At 69.1% G+C, this 17607-nt stretch carries 17 protein-coding genes; all 17 read left to right on the top strand.

Annotation, left to right across the window (positions count from 1 at the left end):
* Positions 1–4 precede the first annotated feature (4 nt).
* The 17 genes from galU (at position 5) to ACTZWW_RS00270 (ending at position 17600) form a co-directional block, all read left to right on the top strand.
* Positions 5–865 carry a UTP--glucose-1-phosphate uridylyltransferase GalU gene (gene galU / locus ACTZWW_RS00350; RefSeq protein WP_444778932.1) on the top strand — a complete coding sequence of 287 codons (861 nt, stop codon included), beginning with the start codon at positions 5–7 and terminating at the stop codon, positions 863–865.
* Between the two features lie 349 nt (positions 866–1214).
* Positions 1215–1580, top strand: coding sequence for an NADH-quinone oxidoreductase subunit A (locus ACTZWW_RS00345; protein ID WP_444778931.1), 366 nt, complete (start codon positions 1215–1217; stop codon positions 1578–1580).
* Positions 1571–2152, top strand: coding sequence for a NuoB/complex I 20 kDa subunit family protein (locus ACTZWW_RS00340; RefSeq protein WP_444778930.1), 582 nt, complete (start codon positions 1571–1573; stop codon positions 2150–2152). The genes ACTZWW_RS00345 and ACTZWW_RS00340 overlap by 10 nt, the downstream gene beginning before the upstream one ends.
* Positions 2153–2171: 19 nt before the next feature.
* Positions 2172–2834, top strand: a complete 663-nt coding sequence (locus ACTZWW_RS00335; RefSeq protein WP_444778929.1) for an NADH-quinone oxidoreductase subunit C — start codon at positions 2172–2174, stop codon at positions 2832–2834.
* Positions 2835–2848: 14 nt separating this feature from the next.
* Positions 2849–4039 (top strand): NADH-quinone oxidoreductase subunit D, encoded by a 1191-nt coding sequence (locus ACTZWW_RS00330; protein ID WP_444778928.1) that lies wholly within the window; start codon positions 2849–2851, stop codon positions 4037–4039.
* Between the two features lie 95 nt (positions 4040–4134).
* Positions 4135–5355 carry an NADH-quinone oxidoreductase subunit NuoE gene (gene nuoE / locus ACTZWW_RS00325; RefSeq protein ID WP_444778927.1) on the top strand — a complete coding sequence of 407 codons (1221 nt, stop codon included), beginning with the start codon at positions 4135–4137 and terminating at the stop codon, positions 5353–5355.
* A 14-nt stretch (positions 5356–5369) separates the two neighbouring features.
* Positions 5370–6674, top strand: a complete 1305-nt coding sequence (gene nuoF, locus ACTZWW_RS00320) for an NADH-quinone oxidoreductase subunit NuoF (RefSeq protein ID WP_444778926.1) — start codon at positions 5370–5372, stop codon at positions 6672–6674.
* A gap of 10 nt (positions 6675–6684) precedes the next feature.
* Positions 6685–8778: an NADH-quinone oxidoreductase subunit NuoG gene (gene nuoG, locus ACTZWW_RS00315; RefSeq protein ID WP_444778925.1), complete on the top strand. Its 2094-nt coding sequence runs from the start codon at positions 6685–6687 to the stop codon at positions 8776–8778.
* Between the two features lie 16 nt (positions 8779–8794).
* Positions 8795–9823: an NADH-quinone oxidoreductase subunit NuoH gene (nuoH, locus tag ACTZWW_RS00310; RefSeq protein ID WP_444778924.1), complete on the top strand. Its 1029-nt coding sequence runs from the start codon at positions 8795–8797 to the stop codon at positions 9821–9823.
* A 5-nt stretch (positions 9824–9828) separates the two neighbouring features.
* Positions 9829–10074, top strand: coding sequence for a hypothetical protein (locus ACTZWW_RS00305; protein ID WP_444778923.1), 246 nt, complete (start codon positions 9829–9831; stop codon positions 10072–10074).
* Between the two features lie 39 nt (positions 10075–10113).
* The gene (gene nuoI / locus ACTZWW_RS00300; protein WP_029030207.1) at positions 10114–10602 is read left to right on the top strand and encodes an NADH-quinone oxidoreductase subunit NuoI; all 489 of its coding nucleotides are present in this window, start codon (positions 10114–10116) and stop codon (positions 10600–10602) included.
* Between the two features lie 160 nt (positions 10603–10762).
* Entirely contained in the window at positions 10763–11422 is a 660-nt protein-coding gene (locus ACTZWW_RS00295; RefSeq protein WP_444778922.1) for an NADH-quinone oxidoreductase subunit J, read from the top strand.
* Between the two features lie 12 nt (positions 11423–11434).
* Positions 11435–11740: an NADH-quinone oxidoreductase subunit NuoK gene (gene nuoK / locus ACTZWW_RS00290; RefSeq protein ID WP_372426801.1), complete on the top strand. Its 306-nt coding sequence runs from the start codon at positions 11435–11437 to the stop codon at positions 11738–11740.
* Between the two features lie 10 nt (positions 11741–11750).
* Complete coding sequence (gene nuoL / locus ACTZWW_RS00285) at positions 11751–13829, top strand: NADH-quinone oxidoreductase subunit L (RefSeq protein ID WP_444778921.1); 2079 nt, start codon at positions 11751–11753, stop codon at positions 13827–13829.
* Entirely contained in the window at positions 13829–15340 is a 1512-nt protein-coding gene (locus ACTZWW_RS00280) for an NADH-quinone oxidoreductase subunit M (RefSeq protein ID WP_444778920.1), read from the top strand. The genes nuoL and ACTZWW_RS00280 overlap by 1 nt, the downstream gene beginning before the upstream one ends.
* Before the next feature lie 9 nt (positions 15341–15349).
* Complete coding sequence (nuoN, locus tag ACTZWW_RS00275; protein WP_444778919.1) at positions 15350–16810, top strand: NADH-quinone oxidoreductase subunit NuoN; 1461 nt, start codon at positions 15350–15352, stop codon at positions 16808–16810.
* Between the two features lie 4 nt (positions 16811–16814).
* A complete protein-coding gene (locus ACTZWW_RS00270) occupies positions 16815–17600 on the top strand; it encodes a biotin--[acetyl-CoA-carboxylase] ligase (RefSeq protein WP_444778918.1) in 786 nt (261 codons plus the stop codon).
* Positions 17601–17607 lie beyond the last annotated feature (7 nt).

Here is a 17607-nt window from a genome sequence, read left to right as displayed (position 1 = left end):
CGTCATGAAGCGCATCCGCAAGGCCGTCCTTCCCGTCGCCGGGCTCGGCACTCGTTTCCTGCCCGCCACCAAGGCCGTGCCCAAGGAGATGCTGACGGTGGTCGACCGGCCGGTGGTCCAGCACGTGGTCGACGAGGCGAAGGCGGCGGGCATCGAGCACTTCGTCTTCGTCACGGGGCGCAACAAGGGCGCGATCGAGGATCACTTCGACATCGCCTACGAGCTCGAGGCGACGCTGGAGGCGCGCGGGAAGAAGCCGGCGCTCCAAGGCCTGAAGGCGGATCTCCCGAAGGCGGGCGCGACGAGCTTCACCCGACAGCAGGCGCCGCTCGGGCTCGGCCACGCGGTCTGGTGCGCCCGTGAGATCGTCGGCGACGAGCCCTTCGCGGTGATCCTGCCCGACATGCTGTCGAAGGGCTGCATGACGCAGATGCTGGAGGCCTACGAGCGCCACGGCGGCAACATCATCGCCTCCGAGGAGGTACCGATGGAGGAGACCTCGAAGTACGGCATCCTCTCGGTGGCCGAGGACCACGGCCGCACCTTCCGGATCTCCGGCATGGTCGAGAAGCCCAAGGTGGAGGAGGCGCCCTCCAACCTGATGATCTCCGGCCGCTACATCCTCCAGCCGGAGATTTTCGACGTGCTCGAGCGCCAGGAGCCCGGCGCCGGCGGCGAGATCCAGCTCACCGACGCCATGAAGACGCTGATGGGCACCCAGGACTTCCACGGCATGCGCTACGAGGGCACGACCCACGACACGGGCTCGAAGATCGGGTTCCTGGTCGCCAACCTCGCCTACGGGCTCGAGGACCCCGAGCTCGGGCCGGCGCTGCGCCGGGAGATCGCGCGGCTGACGGGGTGACGATCGCGGGGGGAGCCGGAACAGCCGATGCCACAGGGGGCGGTGCCCGGGTGCCGTTGCAGCAGGTCGAGCCCGCGTCGGACCGTAGCACCCCCTCCCGCGCGGCACGCGCGTTCTCCATCTAGAAGGCGTCGAGGGGGCGTTCACGCCCGCGCCGCGCGCCGGGAGTCGCGCGAAAGCCGCCGTTTCGGCACGGTTCGCGATATCCGTGCGACCCCGCGGGGCCTTGCCACCCGCCGGGGCGTGGGCTAAGCGTCGCCCGGCGCAACGCCATCCAGATTCCGCCTCTTCCAAGGCGGAGCCATCGGCGTTGCGGGCCGCCGTCGAGGCCACTCGAGAAGGGAGCGTCATGACCGCGCTTTTGGCCGACTACCTGCCGCTCGTCATCTTCATGGGCGTCGCGCTCTTCATCGGCGCCGTCCTTCTCGCCGCGCCCTTCGTCGTGGCCTACAAGAGCCCCGACTCGGAGAAGCTCTCGGCCTACGAGTGCGGCTTCAACGCGTTCGACGACGCGCGCATGAAGTTCGACGTGCGGTTCTACCTGGTGGCCATCCTGTTCATCATCTTCGACCTCGAGGTCGCCTTCCTGTTCCCCTGGGCGGTCGTCTTCGGCGGCATCGGCTGGTTCGGCTTCTGGTCGATGATGATCTTCCTCGGCGTGCTCACCGTCGGCTTCGTCTACGAGTGGAAGAAGGGAGCCCTGGAATGGGACTGATCGATCCCGGCAAGGCGCGTCCCGACGTGCCGCAGACGGAGGACGGGCTCGGCCTCGCGCACGGCGCGCCGCGCGGCGAGGACCCGTTCTTCGCCAACGTCTCGGCCGAGCTCGCGGACAAGGGCTTCCTCGTCACCTCGGTCGACGACCTGATCACCTGGGCGCGCACCGGCTCCCTGATGTGGATGACGTTCGGGCTCGCCTGCTGCGCCGTCGAGATGATGCAGATGTCGATGCCGCGCTACGACGCGGAGCGCTTCGGCTTCGCCCCGCGCGCCTCGCCGCGCCAGTCGGACGTGATCATCGTCGCCGGCACGCTCACCAACAAGATGGCCCCCGCCTTCCGCAAGGTCTACGACCAGATGCCGGAGCCGCGCTACGTCATCTCGATGGGCTCCTGCGCCAACGGCGGCGGCTACTATCACTACTCCTACTCGGTGGTGCGCGGCTGCGACCGCATCGTCCCGGTCGACGTCTACGTGCCAGGCTGCCCGCCCACCGCGGAGGCGCTGCTCTACGGCGTGCTGCTCCTGCAGAAGAAGATCCGCCGCACCGGCACGATCGAGCGCTGAGGAGGGCTCGCGAGGGATCATGGCCATCCAGCCCCACATCGACACCGACGCGCTGCTCACGATCGGCAATCACGTCCGGGACGCGCTGCCGACGGCCGTGACCGGCGTCGCGGTGGCCGCCCACGGCGACCTCGCGCTCGACGTCGAGGCGGCCGCGATCCGCGACGTCGTCGCCTTCCTGCGCGACGACCCGCGCTGCCGCTTCGTCTCGTTCGTCGACATCTGCGGCGTGGACTACCCCGAGCGCCCGCAACGCTTCGACGTCGTCTACCACTTCCTGTCGCCCGAGCACAACACGCGCGTGCGCGTGAAGGTGCGCACCGACGAGCGCACGCCGGTGCCGTCGATCATCGACGACTTCCCGGCCGCGAACTGGTTCGAGCGCGAGGCCTACGACCTCTACGGCATCCTGTTCTCGGGCCATCCCGACCTGCGCCGGCTGCTGACCGACTACGGCTTCGAGGGCCACCCGCTGCGCAAGGACTTCCCGCTCACCGGCTTCGTCGAGGTCCGCTACGACGAGGCGCAGGGGCGGGTGATCTACGAGCCGGTGAAGCTCACCCAGGAGTTCCGCAATTTCGACTTCCTCTCGCCGTGGGAGGGGACGGACTACGTCCTGCCCGGCGACGAGAAGGCCGAGGGCGCGAACAAGGGCGCGAACAAGGGCGCGAACAAGGGCTGATCGAGGAGAGCGCCATGGGCGAGCACGACATCCGCAACTTCTCGATCAACTTCGGCCCGCAGCATCCGGCCGCGCACGGAGTGCTGCGCCTGGTGCTCGAGCTCGACGGCGAGATCGTCGCGCGCGTGGACCCGCATATCGGGCTCCTGCACCGGGGCACCGAGAAGCTGCTCGAGCACAAGACCTATCTCCAGGGCACGCCCTATTTCGACCGGCTCGACTACGTCGCGCCGATGAACCAGGAGCACGCCTTCTGCCTCGCCGCCGAGCGCCTGCTCGGCATCGAGGTGCCGCGCCGCGCGCAGCTGATCCGCGTGCTCTACTGCGAGATCGGCCGCATCCTCTCGCACCTCCTCAACATCACCACGCAGGCGATGGACGTGGGCGCGCTCACCCCGCCGCTGTGGGGCTTCGAGGAGCGCGAGCGACTGATGGTGTTCTACGAGCGCGCCTCGGGCGCGCGGCTCCACGCCAACTACTTCCGCTTCGGCGGTGTCCACCAGGACCTGCCGGAGGACCTGATCGACGACATCGAGGCCTGGTGCGACCCGTTCCTGAGGACGGTCGACGACCTCGACGCCCTCGTGATGGGAAACCGCATCTTCAAGCAGCGCAACGTCGACATCGCCGTCGTGTCTCTCGAGGACTGCTGGAAGTGGGGCTTCTCCGGCGTGATGGTGCGCGGCTCGGGCGCGCCGTGGGACCTGCGCAAGTCGCAGCCCTACGAGTGCTACGACGAGATGGAGTTCGACGTCCCCGTGGGGAAGAACGGCGACAACTACGATCGCCAGCTCATCCGCATGGAGGAGATGCGCCAGTCCGTGCGCATCATGCGCCAGTGCATCAAGAAGCTCCGCCGCCCGGACGGCAGGGGGCCGATCGCGACCAGGGACGGCAAGGTGGCGCCGCCCAAGCGCGCCGAGATGAAGCGCTCGATGGAGGCGCTCATCCACCACTTCAAGCTCTACACGGAGGGCTTCCACGTCCCCGAGGGCGAGATCTACGCGGCGGTCGAGGCGCCCAAGGGCGAGTTCGGCGTCTATCTCGTCTCGGACGGCGGCAACAAGCCCTACCGGGTGAAGATCCGCGCGCCGGGCTTCGCCCATCTCCAGGCGATGGATTTCCTGTGCCGCGGGCACATGCTGGCCGACGTCTCGGCCATCCTGGGGTCGATCGACATCGTCTTCGGCGAGGTCGATCGCTGATCACGCGAGACCGGCGCGGGGGAGGTCCTCCTCCGCGCGGGCACGAGGAACGCGCGCGGCGGGCAGGCCGGCCGCGCCAGAGCGAGTAGAGGCAGATGGCCGTTCGCAGGCTCGCACCCGACGCGGTGCAACCGAAGTCCTTCGCGTTCACGCCGCAGACCGAGGCGTGGCTCGTCGAGCAGGTGCGCAAGTATCCGGAGGGGCGCCAGGCCTCCGCCGTGATCCCGCTCCTGTGGCGCGTCCAGAAGGATTGCGGCAACTGGCTTCCGCAGAAGGCCATCGAGGCCGTCGCGGAGCGGCTCGCCATGCCCTACATCCGCGTCTTCGAGGTCGCGACATTCTACACGATGTTCAACCTCGAGCCGGTCGGCAAGTTCTACATCCAGATGTGCGGGACGACGCCCTGCCAGCTGCGCGGCTCGGATGCCGTCAAGAAGGTGCTGGAGCGCCGGATCGGTGCGCCGCATCACGTGACGGAGGACGGCCTGTTCTCCTGGCTCGAGGTCGAGTGCCTGGGCGCCTGCTGCAATGCGCCGATGGTGCAGATCAACGACGACTATTACGAGGACTTGACCGCGGAGAGCTTCGAGACGCTCCTCGATGATCTCGCGGCCGGGCGCGAGGTCCGCGTCGGCTCGCAGGAGGGCCGCGTCTCCTCGGAGCCGACGGACGACGTGCGGACCCTCCAGGACCCGGCGCTCTACGACGGCTCGCGCGTCGGCGCCTGGAAGAAGCGCTTCGAGGAGGAGGCCATCCGCAAGGCCGCCGAGGCGGAGGAGACGGCGAAGGCCGAAGGGGCCGCCGCCGACAGGTCCGCCGCCGTCGAGCCGAAGCCGGCGAAGCCGGATGCCGGCCGCGCGACTGGGACGAAGGCGGCGGACGCGCCGGCCCAGCGTGCAGCCGCCGGCGAGAAGCCGGTGGATCCGGCCGCGCGGGTCGAGGCCTCGCAGACCGCGACGCGCACCGTCTCCGACGACGCGGCCGTTGCCGAGGAAGCCGAGATCTCGAAGGCGCTCTCCGCGCTGCCGAAGGACGCGAGCGCCGAGGACAAGGCGAACGCGGTCGGCGCACGGCCCGACGGCCTCGCCGCTCCGCGCGGCGAGAAGGCGGACGACCTGAAGCGCATCCTCGGCATCGGGCCCGTGAACGAGCGCAAGCTCAACGAGCTCGGCATCTTCCATTTCGATCAGATCGCGGCCTGGGACCGGGCGCAGATCCGCTGGGTCGGCGTCTATCTCGCCTTCCCCGGCCGGATCGACCGCGAGAACTGGGTCGAGCAGGCGCGCGCGCTCGCCGACACCGACACCAAGTCCTGAGAGGAGACCGGCTCGTGCTTCAGGACCAGGACCGCATCTTCACCAACCTCTACGGCTTCCACTCCCCGGGGCTCGAGGCCGCGCGCAGGCGCGGCGCCTGGGACGAGACGAAGTTCCTGGTCGACCAGGGCCGGGACTGGATCATCGACGAGATGAAGAAGTCGAACCTGCGCGGCCGCGGCGGCGCGGGCTTCCCGACGGGGCTCAAGTGGTCGTTCATGCCCAAGCAGAACGACGGCCGGCCGCATTATCTCGTCGTCAACGCCGACGAATCCGAGCCGGGCACCTGCAAGGACCGGGAGATCATGCGGCACGATCCGCATCTCCTGATCGAGGGGTGCCTGCTCGCCTGCGTCGCCATGGGCGCGCACGCGGCCTACATCTACATCCGCGGCGAGTACATCGCCGAGCGCGAGGCGCTCCAGCGCGCGATCGACGAGGCCTACGAGGCCGGGCTGATCGGCAAGGACAACGTCCACGGCTGGCCGTTCGACTGCTATCTCGCCCACGGCGCCGGCGCCTACATCTGCGGCGAGGAGACGGCGCTGCTCGAGAGCCTCGAGGGCAAGAAGGGCATGCCGCGCCTGAAGCCGCCCTTCCCGGCCAACATGGGCCTGTGGGGCTGCCCGACGACGGTGAACAACGTCGAGTCCATCGCCGTGGCGGGCACGATCCTGCGCCGCGGCGGCGCCTGGTTCGCCGGGCTCGGCCGGCCGAACAACCACGGCACGAAGCTCTTCTGCGTGTCGGGCCACGTGAACAAGCCCTGCAACGTCGAGGAGGAGATGGGCATTCCCTTCCGGGAGCTCATCGACAGGCATTGCGGCGGCATCCGCGGCGGTTGGGACAACCTCAAGTGCGTCATCCCCGGCGGCTCCTCGGTGCCGCTGGTGCCGGGCGAGCAGATCGCCGACGCGCCGATGGACTTCGACACCCTGCGCGGCCTCGGCTCCGGCCTCGGCACCGCGGCGGTGATCGTGATGGACAAGTCCACCGACATCATCCGGGCGATCGCCCGGATCTCCTACTTCTACAAGCACGAGTCCTGCGGCCAGTGCACGCCCTGCCGCGAGGGCACGGGCTGGATGTGGCGGGTCGTCTCGCGCATGGCCGAGGGGCGCGCGCAGAAGCGCGAGATCGACATGCTGCTCGAGGTGACGAAGCAGGTCGAGGGCCACACGATCTGCGCGCTCGGCGACGCGGCCGCCTGGCCGATCCAGGGCCTGATCCGGCACTATCGCCACGAGATCGAGCAGCGCATCGACGATTACGCCGCCAACCCGCATCCCGAGCCCGTGCGGGCCGTGGCTGCGGAGTGAGGACGAGACCATGCCGAAGATCATCGTCGACGACATCGAGGTCGACGTCCCCGCCGAGTACACGCTGCTCCAGGCCTGCGAGGCCGCGGGGGCCGAGATCCCGCGCTTCTGCTTCCACGAGCGGCTGTCCATCGCCGGCAATTGCCGCATGTGCCTCGTCGAGCTGAAGGGCGCGCCGAAGCCCGTGGCGTCCTGCGCCTGGGGCGTGAAGGACTGCCGGCCCGGCCCCAACGGCGAGCCGCCGACGGTCTACACGAAGTCGGCGAGCACGAAGAAGGCGCGCGAGGGGGTGATGGAGTTCCTCCTCATCAACCACCCGCTCGACTGCCCGATCTGCGACCAGGGCGGCGAGTGCGACCTCCAGGACCAGGCGATGGCCTACGGAGTCGATTCCACGCGCTTCCACGAGAACAAGCGCGCGGTCGAGGACAAGTACATCGGCCCGCTCGTCAAGACGTGGATGAACCGCTGCATCCACTGCACGCGGTGCGTGCGCTTCGCCACCGAGGTGGCCGGCGTGCCGGACCTCGGCGCCATCGGCCGCGGCGAGGACATGGAGATCACGACCTACCTCGAGAAGGCGATGGGCTCCGAGCTCCAGTCCTGCGTGGCGGACCTCTGCCCCGTCGGCGCGCTGACCTCGAAGCCCTACGCCTACAACGCCCGCCCCTGGGAGCTGACCAAGACCGAATCGGTCGACGTCATGGACGCGGTGGGGTCCGCGATCCGCGTCGACACCCGCGGGCGCGAGGTGATGCGCATCCTGCCGCGCGTCAACGAGGCGATCAACGAGGAGTGGATCACCGACAAGACCCGCCACATCGTCGACGGCCTGCGCCGCCAGCGGCTCGACCGCCCCTACGTGCGCGGCGCCGACGGGCGGCTGGCGCCCGCCTCGTGGAGCGAGGCCTTCGCGGCGATCGCGGGGGCGGTGAAGGGCAAGGACCCGTCGCGCATCGGCGCGATCGCCGGCGATCTCTGCGCGGTCGAGGACATGTGGGCGCTGAAGGGCCTGATGCAGGGCCTCGGCTCGCCCAACCTCGACTGCCGCCAGGACGGCGCGGCCCTCGATCCGGCGCTGGGGCGCGCGAGCTACCTCTTCAACCCGACAATCCAGGGCATCGAGGAGGCTGACGCGATCCTCGTCGTGGGCGCCAACCCGCGCGTCGAGGCCTCGCTCGTCAACGTGCGCATCCGCAAGCGCTGGCGCCAGGGACCCGTCGCCATCGGCCTCGTCGGCGAGGCGGCGAACCTCACCTACGACCACGCCTATCTCGGCGCCGGCCCGCAGACGCTCCAGGAGATCGTCGACGGCAGGCACGCCTTCGCCGAGACGCTGAAGGCGGCGAAGCGCCCGATCGTGATCGTCGGCCAGGGCGCGCTGGCGCGGCCGGACGGCGCGGCGGTGCTCGCGCTCGCGGCGAAGGCGGCGGAGACCTTCGGCGCGATCGCCGAAGGCTGGAACGGTTTCGCCGTGCTGCACACGGCGGCGGCGCGCGTCGGCGGGCTCGACATCGGCTTCGTGCCGGGCCGAGAGGACGGACGGGGTGGCAAGACCGCCGCCGAGATCGCCGCGCCCGGCGCGATGGACGTGGTCTGGCTGCTCGGCGCCGACGAGATCGAGGTCGCGCCCGGCGCGTTCGTGATCTACCAGGGCACGCACGGCGACCGCGGCGCGCACCGCGCCGACGTGATCCTGCCCGGCGCGGCCTACACCGAGAAGAACGGCCTCTACGTCAACACCGAGGGGCGCCCGCAATTCGGCTGGCGCGCCGCCTTCCCGCCGGGCGACGCCCGCGAGGACTGGGCCATCCTGCGTGCGGTCTCGGACGTCCTGGGTGCGAGGCTGCCCTTCGACACGCTGGCGCAGCTGCGCCAGGGGCTGTTCGCCGCCCACCCGCACCTCGCCGACGACGAGCGGATGACGCCCGCCGACTCGGCGGCGATCGGCGCGCTCGCGGCGCGCGGCGGGGAGATCGGGAATGCTCCCTTCGCGAGCCCTGTGACGGACTTCTACCTGACGAACCCGATCGCCCGCGCGTCGGCGATCATGGCGGAATGCTCTGCGCTCGCCCAGGGCGCCCGGCAGGAAGCGGCCGAGTGAGGACGGATACGACACCATGACCTTCTGGGAAGCCGCCCTCGACGTCGCGCTCATCGCGCTCGCCAGCTTCGCGCTGATGTCGATCCTGATGATCTACATCGCCTACGTTCTCTACGCCGACCGCAAGATCTGGGCGGCGGTGCAGCTGCGACGCGGGCCGAACGTGGTCGGGCCGTGGGGGCTCCTGCAGAGCTTCGCGGACCTGCTCAAGTTCGTGCTCAAGGAGCCGGTGATCCCGGCCTCGGCGAACAAGGGCCTGTTCCTGCTCGCGCCGCTGGTGCTCGTCTTCCTGGCGCTCACCGCCTGGGCGGTCATTCCGGTCGACGCCGGCTGGGTGATCGCGGACCTCAACGTCGGCATCCTGTTCATCTTCGCCGTGTCCTCGCTGCAGGTCTACGGCGTGATCATGGCGGGCTGGGCCTCGAACTCGAAATACGCCTTCCTCGGCGCGCTGCGATCCGCCGCGCAGATGATCTCCTACGAGGTCTCGATCGGCTTCGTGATCATCACGGTGCTCTTGTGCGTGGGCTCGCTGAACCTCACCGCGATCGTCGAATCGCAGAACTCGGAATGGGGCATCTTCGGCTGGTACTGGCTGTGGCTGTTCCCCATGTTCGTGATCTTCCTGATCTCTGCGCTCGCCGAGACGAACCGCCCGCCCTTCGACCTGCCGGAGGCGGAATCGGAGCTCGTGGCCGGTTTCATGGTGGAGTACTCCTCCACCCCCTACCTGCTGTTCATGCTGGGCGAGTACGTGGCCATCATGACCATGTGCGCCTTGATGACGATCATGTTCCTCGGCGGCTGGCTGCCGCCGTTCCCGATCGCGCCCTTCACCTGGGTGCCGGGGATCGTCTGGTTCGTCCTGAAGATGTCGCTCGTCTTCTTCATGTTCGCCATGGTGAAGGCGTTCGTGCCGCGCTACCGCTACGACCAGCTGATGCGGCTGGGCTGGAAGGTGTTCCTGCCCCTGTCGCTGGCGGCCGTGGTGATCGTGGCCTTCGTGCTCAAGCTCACCGGGCTCGCCCCCGGCATGGGAGCCTGAGAGCGATGGACTGGCTCTCGCCCGCCGGCCTGATCGGGGCCTTCATCGGCCTCGTCGTCGGCTGGGTGGACTACAGGATCGTCGCCGGCGTGGTGGAAGGCCGGCTGCGCCGTCTCGACGACAGCGAGACGGCGGCGGACAAGGCGGATTTCGAGCGGCGCATCAAGCTGTTGCGCGTGCTGCTCCTCGCCGCGACCGTAGTGGCCTTCCCCATCGTCGGCTATTTCGCCGGGCGTGCGCTCGGCGGCTGAGCGGACACGTACGAGAGGACCTCGAGAGGAGGTTTCGCCATGAAGCTCGACCAGAGCGCCAAGTCGCTGTTCCTCAAGGAGTTCGCGGCGGCCTTCGTGCTGTCGCTGCGCTACTTCTTCAAGCCCAAGGCGACCCTGAACTACCCCTTCGAGATGAACCCGCGCTCGCCCCGCTTCCGCGGCGAGCACGCCCTGCGCCGCTATCCCAACGGGGAGGAGCGGTGCATCGCCTGCAAGCTGTGCGAGGCGGTGTGCCCGGCGCAGGCGATCACCATCGAGGCGGGGCCGCGGCGCAACGACGGCACCCGCCGCACGACGCGCTACGACATCGACATGGTGAAGTGCATCTACTGCGGTTTCTGCGCCGAGGCCTGCCCCGTGGACGCCATCGTCGAGGGTCCCGGCATGGAGTTCTCGGTCGAGACCCGCGAGGAGCTGCTCTACGACAAGCAGAAGCTGCTCGAGAACGGCGAGCGTTACGAGAGGGCGATCGCCAAGAACATCGCGCTCGACGCGCCTTACCGCTGAGAACGATCCGGATCGGGCGCGCATCGGGTTGTGCGCCTGCGAACGCGGGTCTATAGACGAGCCGCCCGGACCCTCCGGGTGGCTTCCTCCAGAGCCCACCGCGACGCGGGGCGCCAAACGCCGCCCGCGGGCCGGCTCCACGGGCTTCGAGCGAGCGAGCATGAGCGTCACGGCAGCCTTCTTCTACCTCTTCGCCGGCATCACGGTGGCCTCGGCCTTCCTCGTGATCGCTTCCCGCAATCCCGTTCACGCCGTGCTCTTCCTCATCCTCGCCTTCGTGAACGCGGCGGGGCTGTTCGTGCTGCTCGGGGCCGAGTTCCTGGCGATGATCCTGATCGTCGTCTACGTCGGCGCGGTGGCGGTGCTGTTCCTGTTCGTCATCATGCTGCTCGACATCGACTTCGCCAGCCTGCGCCAGGGGGTGCTGCAATACCTGCCGATCGGCGCCACGGTGGGGGTGATCTTCCTCGTCGAGCTGATCCTGGTGGTCACGACCTACGCCGTCGACCCGGCGCTGCTCGCCGCCCAGCCGGTGGTCGGAGAGGTGCCGGTGATGACGAACACGGCCGCCCTCGGCTCGGTGCTCTACACCCGCTACGTCTACTTCTTCCAGCTCTCCGGCCTGATCCTGCTCGTCGCCATGATCGGCGCCATCGTCCTCACCCTGCGCGATCGTGTCGGCGTGAAGCGCCAGGACGCGGCACGCCAGGCCGCGCGCACGAAGGACGAGGCGATCGGCATGACCTCGCCGCCGATCGGCAAGGGGCTCGGATCCGGATCCGGCGTGCCCGCCCCCGTCCGCCCCCGCGAAGACGCCTGAGGAGGACGCGCGATGATCGGCCTGACCCACTTCCTCACCGTCGCCGCGATCCTGTTCACGCTCGGCGTGGTGGGCATCTTCCTCAACCGGCGCAACGTTATCGTCATCCTGATGTCGGTCGAGCTGATCCTGCTCGCCGTCAACATCAACCTCGTCGCCTTCTCCGCCTTCCTGAACGACATCGTGGGCCAGGTCTTCGCGCTGTTCGTGCTGACGGTCGCGGCGGCGGAGGCGGCGATCGGCCTCGCGATCCTGGTCATCTTCTTCCGCAACCGCGGCACGATCGCGGTGGAAGACATCAACACGATGAAGGGCTGAAGGCCGCGCCATGTACCAAGCGATCGTCTTCCTGCCGCTGCTCGGCTTCCTCGTCGCCGGCATCTTCGGCCGCTTCATCGGCGCGCGCCCGAGCGAGATCGTCACGACCGCGCTGCTCGTCGTCTCGGCGGCCCTGTCCTGGGTCGCCTTCCTCGACGTGGCGATGGGCGATGGGCCGGACGTCTTCCGCGTCCAGGTGGCGACCTGGATGGTGTCGGGCGGGCTCTCGGTCGACTGGGCGTTCCGCATCGACACGCTGACCGTGGTGATGCTCGTCGTCGTCAACACCGTCTCGGCGCTCGTGCACCTCTACTCGATCGGCTACATGCACGAGGACCCGTCGCGGCCGCGGTTCTTCGCCTACCTGTCGCTGTTCACCTTCGCCATGCTCATGCTGGTGACGTCGGACAACCTCGTCCAGATGTTCTTCGGCTGGGAGGGGGTGGGCCTCGCCTCCTACCTGCTGATCGGCTTCTGGTACCAGAAGCCCTCCGCCAACGCCGCCGCGCTCAAGGCCTTCGTCGTCAACCGCGTGGGCGATTTCGGCTTCGCGCTGGGCATCTTCGCGGTGTTCTTCCTGTTCGGCTCGGTGCAGTTCGAGGAGATCTTCGCGCAGATCGCCGCCTATGCCGAGGGCGGCGAGGGGCCGGTGCTGCTCGGGCTGTCCAACGTCGGCGCGCTCGAGCTCGCGGCGCTGCTCCTGTTCATGGGCGCGATGGGCAAGTCGGCGCAGTTCCTGCTGCACACGTGGCTCCCGGACGCGATGGAGGGACCGACACCGGTCTCCGCGCTGATCCACGCCGCCACCATGGTGACGGCGGGCGTGTTCCTGGTGGCGCGCATGTCGCCGCTCTACGAGTACACGCCCCTCGCGCTCACCGTCGTCACCTACATCGGCGCGCTCACCGCCTTCTTCGCGGCCACCGTCGGTCTCGTGCAGAACGACATCAAGCGCGTGATCGCCTACTCCACCTGCTCGCAGCTCGGCTACATGTTCGTGGCGCTGGGCGTCGGCGCGTACGGGGTCGGCATCTTCCACCTGTTCACGCACGCCTTCTTCAAGGCGCTGCTCTTCCTCGGCGCGGGCTCGGTCATCCACGCGCTGCATCACGAGCAGGACCTGCGCAACATGGGCGGCCTGCGCCGCCACATCCCCTTCACCGCCGCGATGATGGCGATCGGGACGCTGGCGCTGACGGGCTTCCCCTTCACCGCGGGCTACTACTCCAAGGACGCCGTGATCGAGGCGGCCTACGCCTCGCCCACGACGGCGGGCGACGTCGCCTTCGTCGCCACCGTGATCGCGGCGCTCTTCACCTCGTTCTATTCCTGGCGCCTGTTCTTCCTCGCCTTCGAGGGCGCGCCGCGCTGGGCCGGACACGGGGACGCGGCGCACGCGTCGGGCGGGCACGACGATCACGAGGGCGTCGCTCACGGGAGGCACGACCAGGATCTCGAGCCGGCTCACGCGGCGGCGCACGCGCACGACGACCAAGCGCACGGCGACCATGGGCACGGCCACGCGCCGCACGAGAGCCCGCTCGTCATGACGATCCCGCTCGGCATCCTGGCGGTCGGCGCGCTCGCGGCGGGCTTCCTGTTCAAGGAGAGCTTCGTCGGCCACGATTGGCACCATTTCTGGGAAGGCGCGATCTACACCCGCGAGGGCAACACCATCATGGAGGACTTCCACAACGTCCCCGCCTGGGTCGTGTGGTCGCCCTTCTTCGCCATGGCGATCGGCTTCGTGCTGGCCTTCTGGATGTACATCCGCGACAAGGCCGTGCCGGTGCGCCTCGCCGCCCGCCATCCGGTGCTCTACCGCTTCCTCCTGAACAAGTGGTACGTGGACGAGCTCTACGACATGCTGTTCGTGCGCCCGGCCAAGCGCCTCGGCCGCTTCCTGTGGCGCACCGGCGACGGCAAGGTGATCGACGGCCTCGGCCCCGACGGCGTCTCCGCCCGCGTGCTCGATGCGACCTCCTGGGTCGTGCGGCTGCAGACCGGGTACATCTACCACTACGCGTTCGTCATGATGATCGGCGTCGCCGCGCTGGTCACCTGGTACCTCGTCACGGGAGCCCGCTGATGTTCGGCTTCGGCATACTCTTCGGGCTCCTCGTCATCCCGCTCGTCGGCGCGGCCTTCATCCTGGTCCAGCGCGGCGAGGACGAGGCGACGCTGTCCAACGTGCGCTGGGCCGCCTTGGCGACGACGGTCGTCACCTTCCTGCTCGCGCTCGTCGCCTGGGCGCGCTTCGACACCGCCCTGCCGGGCTTCCAGCTCGTCGAGACGCATGCCTGGATCTCGCCGGAGATCGCCTTCAAGCTCGGCGTCGACGGCTTCTCGATGCCGTTCGTCCTGCTGACCGCCTTCCTGATGCCGTTCTGCATCCTCGCGTCGTTCGAGACGATCACGAAGCGGGTGAAGGAATACATGGTCGCCTTCCTGGTGCTCGAGACGCTGATGATCGGCGTCTTCGTGGCCCTCGACCTGTTCCTGTTCTACATCTTCTTCGAGGCGGTCCTGATCCCGATGTTCCTCATCATCGGCATCTGGGGCGGAAAGCGGCGCATCTACGCCTCGTTCAAGTTCTTCCTCTACACGCTGCTCGGCTCGGTGCTGATGCTCATCGCGATGATCGCGATGTACTGGACGGCGGGCACGTCGGACATCGAGCGCCTGCTCGCCTTCGGCTTCGACCCGTCGCTGCAATGGTGGCTATGGCTCGCCTTCTTCGCCTCCTTCGCGGTGAAGATGCCGATGTGGCCGGTCCACACCTGGCTGCCGGACGCCCACGTCGAGGCGCCGACCGCGGGCTCGGTGATCCTGGCGGGCATCCTCTTGAAGATGGGCGGCTACGGCTTCGTGCGCTTCTCGCTGCCGATGTTCCCGGACGCGTCCGTGGAGTTCGCGCCGCTCGTGTTCACGCTCTCCGTCGTCGCGATCGTCTACACCTCCCTCGTCGCGCTGATGCAGGAGGACATGAAGAAGCTCATCGCCTACTCCTCCGTGGCGCACATGGGCTTCGTCACGATGGGCCTGTTCACGATGACCCCGCAGGGCATCGAGGGCGCCATGTTCCAGATGGTCTCGCACGGGCTGATCTCCGGCGCGCTGTTCCTGTGCGTGGGCGTGATCTACGACCGCATGCACACCCGCGAGATCGCCGCCTTCGGCGGGCTGACGAGCCGCATGCCGCTCTACGCCATCGTCTTCCTGACGCTGACCATGGCGAACGTGGGCCTGCCCGGCACGTCGGGCTTCGTCGGCGAGTTCCTGACCATGATGGGCGCCTTCCAGGCGAATTTCTGGGTCGCGTTCTTCGCCGCCTTCGGCGTCATCCTCTCGGCCGCCTACGCGCTGTGGCTCTACTGGCGGGTGATGAACGGCCCGCTCGAGAAGCCCGCGCTCGCCGCCCTGCCGGACCTGACGCGACGCGAGATCGTGCTGCTCGCCCCGCTCGTCCTGCTCGTCATCTATTACGGCGTCCAGCCGCAGCCGATCCTCGACGCCTTCGCGGCGCCGACGGAAGCGGTGCTGCGAGCTGCCGCGCCCGCGCTCGAGGGGGCGGCCACCGCCCTCGCCGGCGCGCAGTGAGGACCTGACATGCTGCCCGAATCGGCCGTCCCGCTCCCCGTCTTCCCCGTTCCCGCGCTCGGCCCGGCCCTGCCGGAGATCGTTCTGGCGGCGGGCGCGCTGGTGCTCGTGCTCATCGGCGCGATCCGTGGCGAGCGCTCGACGGCGCTCGTTTCGGCGTGCGCCATCGGCCTCATGCTGGTGGCGATGGCGCTCGTCTTCCTCGCGCCGGCCGAGACGCAGGTGACCTTCTTCGGCGCCTTCGTCTCCGACGCCTTCGCGCGCTTCTTCAAGGTGCTCGTGCTGATCGGCTCGATCACGGCGCTGATGATGTCGCACGACCATTTCAGGCGGCTGGGCATCGACCGGTTCGAGTACCCGATCCTGATCGTGCTCGCCACGATCGGCATGATGGTGATGGTCTCCGCGGGGGACCTGATCGCGCTCTACATGGGCCTCGAGCTGCAGTCGCTGGCCGCCTACGTCATCGCCTCGCTCCACCGCGACGACGGGCGCTCCACCGAGGCCGGCCTCAAGTACTTCGTGCTCGGCGCGCTCTCGTCGGGCCTGCTGCTCTACGGCGCCTCGCTGGTCTACGGCTTCACGGGCACCGTCTCCTTCGAGGGCATCCAGCTCGCGCTCGCCGGGGGCGCCTCGACGGGCGCCATCTTCGGCCTCGTCTTCGTCGCCGCCGGTGTCGCCTTCAAGATCTCGGCCGTGCCGTTCCACATGTGGACGCCGGACGTCTACGAGGGCGCGCCCACGCCGGTGACCGCCTTCTTCGCCTCCGCGCCGAAGATGGCGGCGATGGCGCTCGCCGTGCGCCTGTTCATGGACGCCTTCCCGACGATCGTCGACGAGTGGCGCCAGATCGTCATCTTCATCTCGCTCGCCTCGGTGATCCTCGGCTCCTTCGCCGCGATCGGGCAGACGAACCTCAAGCGCCTGATGGCGTATTCCTCCATCGGCAACGTCGGATTCGCGCTGGTCGGCCTCGCCGCCGGGACGGAGGCCGGCGTGCAGGGCGTGCTCATCTACATGGCGATCTACCTCGTGCTGACGCTCGGCGGCTTCGCCTGCATCCTCGGCATGCGCCGCGGCGGCGTCGTGCTCGAGGACATCTCCGACCTCGCCGGCGTCTACAAGAACCACCCCGGCCTGGCCTTCTGCCTCGCGGCCGTGGTGCTCTCGCTCGCGGGCATCCCCCCGCTCGCCGGCTTCTTCGCCAAGCTCTACGTCTTCCTCGCCGCGGTGGAGGCGGGCCTCGCGGTCCTCGCCGTTATCGCCGTGGTGGCGAGCGTGCCGGGCGCGTACTACTACCTGCGCATCGTCAAGGTCATGTATTTCGACGAGCCGGTGGCGCCCTACGACCCGATGCCGGCGCCGCTCGGCGGGGTCATGGTCGTGTCGAGCGTGTTCAACCTGATCTTCTGGCTGGTGCCGGCGCCGCTCTTCGCGGCGGCGCTGATCGCCGCGCAATCGTTGTCCTGAGCGGGTGGAGCTCTCGCCGCACGCCCGCGCGCTCGGATACGCCCTCGACGCGCGCGCCGTTACGGGGTCGACCAACGACGACGCCGCCGCCGCGCTGCGCGCCGGCGCATCGGGGCCGCTGTGGATCGTCGCCGCGCGCCAGGAGGCGGGCCGCGGGCGCCTCGGGCGGAGCTGGGCGTCGCCGGAGGGAAACCTGTACGCCTCCCTGGCTCTCGTCGCGCCCTGCCCGATGCGCGAGGCGCCGCAGCTCGGCTACCTGGCGGGGCTCGCGCTCCTGGACGCCGTGCGCGCCGTCGCGCCGGAGGAGGTCGCCGGCCGCTTCGCCCTGAAGTGGCCCAACGACCTTCTTCTCGACGGCGGCAAGCTCGCTGGTATCCTGCTCGACGGGATGGCGCGCGCCGACGGGCGGGCCGGCCTGGTGATGGGTTTCGGCGTCAACGTCGCTTCCGCGCCCGCGGATGCGCCCTATCCCGTGGCGCGCCTCGCGGACGTCGCCCCGGGGATCGGGCGCGAGCGGCTGTTCCTGGCGCTGTCGGACGCGCTGGCGGAGCGGCTCGCGGCGTTCGCGGGCGCGGACCCGAGCGTGCGCCTCGCGCGTATACGGGAGGCGTGGCTGGCGCAGGCCGCGGGCCGCGAGGGCGGCGCCCGCGTCCGTGTCGCCGATGGATTTCTGCGGGGGAGGGTGGCCGGGCTCGACGGCCAGGGCCGCCTCCTCCTCGAGACCGAGGCCGGCATCGAGACGATCGATGCCGGCGACATGACGATCATCTCCCGTGACGACCGCGAATGACGGGGTT

It is taken from the genome of Salinarimonas sp. NSM, assembly GCF_052380005.1.
In the GTDB taxonomy this organism is placed as follows: domain Bacteria; phylum Pseudomonadota; class Alphaproteobacteria; order Rhizobiales; family Beijerinckiaceae; genus Salinarimonas.
Note: the sequence above shows the minus strand (reverse complement) of the source record. Positions and strands in the feature narration are given on the sequence as shown.

Excerpts from the sequence above, each read along its gene's own strand:
- galU (WP_444778932.1), top strand. The coding sequence starts at position 5 with ATGAAGCGCATCCGCAAGGCCGTCCTTCCCGTCGCCGGGCTCGGCACT.
- ACTZWW_RS00345 (WP_444778931.1), top strand. The coding sequence starts at position 1,215 with ATGACCGCGCTTTTGGCCGACTACCTGCCGCTCGTCATCTTCATGGGC.
- ACTZWW_RS00340 (WP_444778930.1), top strand. The coding sequence starts at position 1,571 with ATGGGACTGATCGATCCCGGCAAGGCGCGTCCCGACGTGCCGCAGACG.
- ACTZWW_RS00335 (WP_444778929.1), top strand. The coding sequence starts at position 2,172 with ATGGCCATCCAGCCCCACATCGACACCGACGCGCTGCTCACGATCGGC.
- ACTZWW_RS00330 (WP_444778928.1), top strand. The coding sequence starts at position 2,849 with ATGGGCGAGCACGACATCCGCAACTTCTCGATCAACTTCGGCCCGCAG.
- nuoE (WP_444778927.1), top strand. The coding sequence starts at position 4,135 with ATGGCCGTTCGCAGGCTCGCACCCGACGCGGTGCAACCGAAGTCCTTC.
- nuoG (WP_444778925.1), top strand. The coding sequence starts at position 6,685 with ATGCCGAAGATCATCGTCGACGACATCGAGGTCGACGTCCCCGCCGAG.
- nuoH (WP_444778924.1), top strand. The coding sequence starts at position 8,795 with ATGACCTTCTGGGAAGCCGCCCTCGACGTCGCGCTCATCGCGCTCGCC.
- ACTZWW_RS00305 (WP_444778923.1), top strand. The coding sequence starts at position 9,829 with ATGGACTGGCTCTCGCCCGCCGGCCTGATCGGGGCCTTCATCGGCCTC.
- nuoI (WP_029030207.1), top strand. The coding sequence starts at position 10,114 with ATGAAGCTCGACCAGAGCGCCAAGTCGCTGTTCCTCAAGGAGTTCGCG.
- ACTZWW_RS00295 (WP_444778922.1), top strand. The coding sequence starts at position 10,763 with ATGAGCGTCACGGCAGCCTTCTTCTACCTCTTCGCCGGCATCACGGTG.
- nuoK (WP_372426801.1), top strand. The coding sequence starts at position 11,435 with ATGATCGGCCTGACCCACTTCCTCACCGTCGCCGCGATCCTGTTCACG.
- nuoL (WP_444778921.1), top strand. The coding sequence starts at position 11,751 with ATGTACCAAGCGATCGTCTTCCTGCCGCTGCTCGGCTTCCTCGTCGCC.
- ACTZWW_RS00280 (WP_444778920.1), top strand. The coding sequence starts at position 13,829 with ATGTTCGGCTTCGGCATACTCTTCGGGCTCCTCGTCATCCCGCTCGTC.
- nuoN (WP_444778919.1), top strand. The coding sequence starts at position 15,350 with ATGCTGCCCGAATCGGCCGTCCCGCTCCCCGTCTTCCCCGTTCCCGCG.